This is a genomic window from Clavibacter lycopersici, from assembly GCF_003576405.1.
GTDB classification, from domain to species: domain Bacteria; phylum Actinomycetota; class Actinomycetes; order Actinomycetales; family Microbacteriaceae; genus Clavibacter; species Clavibacter lycopersici.
This window is the reverse complement of sequence record NZ_QWGT01000314.1, coordinates 1-2,619: the sequence shown is the minus strand read 5'-3', so window position 1 is coordinate 2,619 and position 2,619 is coordinate 1. Positions and strand designations below refer to the sequence as shown.

5 protein-coding genes are annotated in these 2,619 nt (G+C 76.0%); 4 read left to right on the top strand and 1 reads right to left on the bottom strand.

Annotation, left to right across the window (positions count from 1 at the left end; genetic code table 11):
* Positions 1 to 307, bottom strand: a 307-nt coding sequence (locus tag DZG00_RS14445; RefSeq protein WP_147360026.1) for a TetR/AcrR family transcriptional regulator, incomplete at its 3' end; no start/stop codon positions are given.
* 77 nt (positions 308 to 384) lie between these two features.
* Here DZG00_RS14445 and DZG00_RS14440 point away from each other — a divergent pair.
* The 4 genes from DZG00_RS14440 to DZG00_RS14425 all read left to right on the top strand — a co-directional run.
* The gene (locus tag DZG00_RS14440; protein ID WP_119383035.1) at positions 385 to 1,026 is read left to right on the top strand and encodes a biotin transporter BioY; all 642 of its coding nucleotides are present in this window, start codon (positions 385 to 387) and stop codon (positions 1,024 to 1,026) included.
* A complete protein-coding gene (locus tag DZG00_RS14435; protein ID WP_119383036.1) occupies positions 1,023 to 1,727 on the top strand; it encodes an energy-coupling factor ABC transporter ATP-binding protein in 705 nt (234 codons plus the stop codon). Before DZG00_RS14440 ends, DZG00_RS14435 begins: the two co-directional genes overlap by 4 nt.
* A gap of 50 nt (positions 1,728 to 1,777) precedes the next feature.
* Complete coding sequence (locus DZG00_RS14430; RefSeq protein ID WP_119383037.1) at positions 1,778 to 2,347, top strand: CbiQ family ECF transporter T component; 570 nt, start codon at positions 1,778 to 1,780, stop codon at positions 2,345 to 2,347.
* Between the two features lie 83 nt (positions 2,348 to 2,430).
* The coding region (locus DZG00_RS14425; RefSeq protein WP_119383038.1) for a hypothetical protein at positions 2,431 to 2,619 on the top strand (189 nt) is incomplete at its 3' end.

Sequence of the window (2,619 nt, the reverse complement as noted above, 5' to 3'; positions counted from 1 at the left end):
CGTCGCGATGGGCGAGGAGCGCCGCCCGGAGGGCGCCCGCCGTGCGCCGGACGCGCCCCCGCCACTCCCCGGGCGGGTGCTCGTCGTCGGTCGGGGTCGCGGCCTCCGCGACGATGCGGTCCGCCACCTCCGCCAGGAGGCTCTGCTTGTCCGGGAAGTGCCAGTAGAGGGCGCTCGGCTGGACGTCGAGCGCGGCACCGAGGCGGCGCATCGTGAAGTCCGGGAGACCGTGCTCGTCGAGGATCCGCAGGGCGGTGCGGGCGACGTCGTCACGGGTGTGCCGCCCCGTCGCCTGCGCCCGCGCCATGCCCGCCACTATAGTGAACGCCGTTCAGGTGAACGCCGTTCAGGCCGACGCCCGCCGCATCCCGCCGAAGGAAGCCCATGACGCCCTCCCACCCCACGCCCGCCCGCGCCGAGCGTCGCGGGGGACTCGACGCCACCGACCTCGCCCGGGTCGCCGTGCTCGCGGCGGTCGTCGCGGTGCTCGGCCTCCCCGGCAGCATCAGCGTGCTGGGCGGCGTGCCGATCACGGCGCAGACGCTCGGCGTGATGCTCGCGGGCGCCGTCCTCGGGCCGCGGCTCGGCGCGCTCGCCCTCGCGGTCCTCCTCGCCCTCGTCGCCGTGGGGCTGCCGTTGCTCGCCGGGGGCACGGGCGGTCTCGGCGTCTTCCTCGGTCCCACCGCGGGCTACCTGGTCGGGTGGATCGCCGGCGCCGCCGTCGTCGGGCTCATCGTCCACCTCGGCGGCAGGCGGCCCACCGCGCCGCGCACCGCGGTCGCGATGCTCATCGGCGGGATCCTCGTCATCTACGCGGTCGGGATCCCCGTGCAGAGCCTCGTCACGCGCCTGCCGCTCACCGAGACCGTGATCACCAGCCTCGTCTTCCTCCCGGGCGACCTCGTCAAGGCGGCCATCGCCACCGGCATCGTCATGACGCTGGTCCGCGGCTACCCGCGCGCCTTCCGCCGCGCGTCCGGCTGGACCACCGTCCCGCAGGACACCGGCGCGGCGACCGCCCGGTGACCGCGACCGACGGGACGCCTCCCGCCCCGCTCCACCTCGAGGGCGTGGGCGTCCGCCTCGGCGACGTCGACGCGCTCCGCGACGTCACGCTCGACATGGACGCGCGCACGATCGCCGTCGTGGGGGAGAACGGATCAGGCAAGAGCACCTTCGCCCGGCTGATCGGCGGCCTGGTCTCGCGGACGACGGGGGAGCTGCGCGTGCTGGGCGTCGACCCGGACCGAGGATCCCGCGAGCTGCGGCGACGGGTGGCCCTGGTGTTCAGCAACCCGGACGCGCAGATCGTCATGCCCACGGTGGCGGAGGACGTCGCCTTCTCGCTGCGGGGGGATCGCCTGCCGCGTGCCGAGTCGGAGGCGCGCGTCGCCGAGGCCCTCCGTCGGCTCGGCATCGAGGACCTCGCCGACCGCTCCTCGCACGAGCTGTCCGGCGGCCAGAAGCAGCTGCTCGCGCTGGCGGGGGCGTTCGTCCGCCGACCCGAGCTCGTGATCGCCGACGAGCCGACTGCCTACCTCGACGCCCGCAACGCCCGCCGGGTCGCGGACCACCTGTTCGAGGAGGGGCACCGCCTCGTGCTCGTGACCCACGACCTCGCCGCCGCGGCCCGATGCGACGCCGCGATCCTGTTCGCCGGGGGCCGGCTCGTCCGCACGGGCTCGCCCGCCGCCGTCATCGCCGAGTACGAGGCCATGCTCGCGTGACGCCGACGCCGACGCCGACACCCGCCCGACCTCCCGGACGCCTCGAGCGCATGCCCGCCGGCCCCGAGCTGATCCTGCTCATGGTCGTGGTGCTCGGTGTCTCGCTCCTGCCCTCCACGTGGTGGGCGGCGGGCACCGCGGCGGCCGTGGCCGTCATGGCCTACGCGGCCGCGCAGCTGGGGGACGGGCTCCTGGGCCTGAAGCGGCTCGGCGGCCAGGTGCGGGCCGTGCGCTGGGTGATGCTGTTCACGCTCGTCAGCCAGCTCGTCCTCCTGGGGCCGGAGCCCGCGGTGGCCAACACGGCGCGCGTCACGTCGGCGATCGCCGTGGCCGGCCTCCTCGTCCTCACCACCTCCATGACCGCGCTGCTCGACAGCATCGAGCGCGGCCTGGGCCCGCTGCGCAGGCTCGGGGTCGACACGGAGCGGATCTCGCTGCTGCTCACGGTGACGGCGGGCACCGTCCCGGTCCTCGGCAGGCTCGCCGGGGAGGTCCGCGAGGCGCAGCGGGCACGCGGCGCGCGTCCCGGGCTCCGGACGTTCGTCGTGCCCTTCCTCGTCGTCGCGCTCAAGCACGCGGATCAGCTGGGCGACGCGCTCACCGCCCGCGGGGTCAGGTGACGGCTCCTCCCGCGCCGCCGATCCCGATGTCCTCGGGCCGCGCGAACCGTGTCGCCGCGGGCGTGTCGCGGTAGCATCCAGCCATGAGCTCCGAGACGGCCGAGGACGCCGCCGCCTGGTCGGTCGTCGATGCGGCGACGCACGGATCCAGCACCCACCGCGGATCCGCCCAGCGGAGCCTCTGGCCCCTCGAGCCCCTCGTGCCGTCGCCCGGTGCCGCGGCCGACGCCCCGCGGGATGACGAGCGGCCCCGCCGCGGCGCCCGCCGGAGC

Excerpts from the sequence above, each read along its gene's own strand:
- DZG00_RS14440 (WP_119383035.1), top strand. The coding sequence starts at position 385 with ATGACGCCCTCCCACCCCACGCCCGCCCGCGCCGAGCGTCGCGGGGGA.
- DZG00_RS14430 (WP_119383037.1), top strand. The coding sequence starts at position 1,778 with ATGCCCGCCGGCCCCGAGCTGATCCTGCTCATGGTCGTGGTGCTCGGT.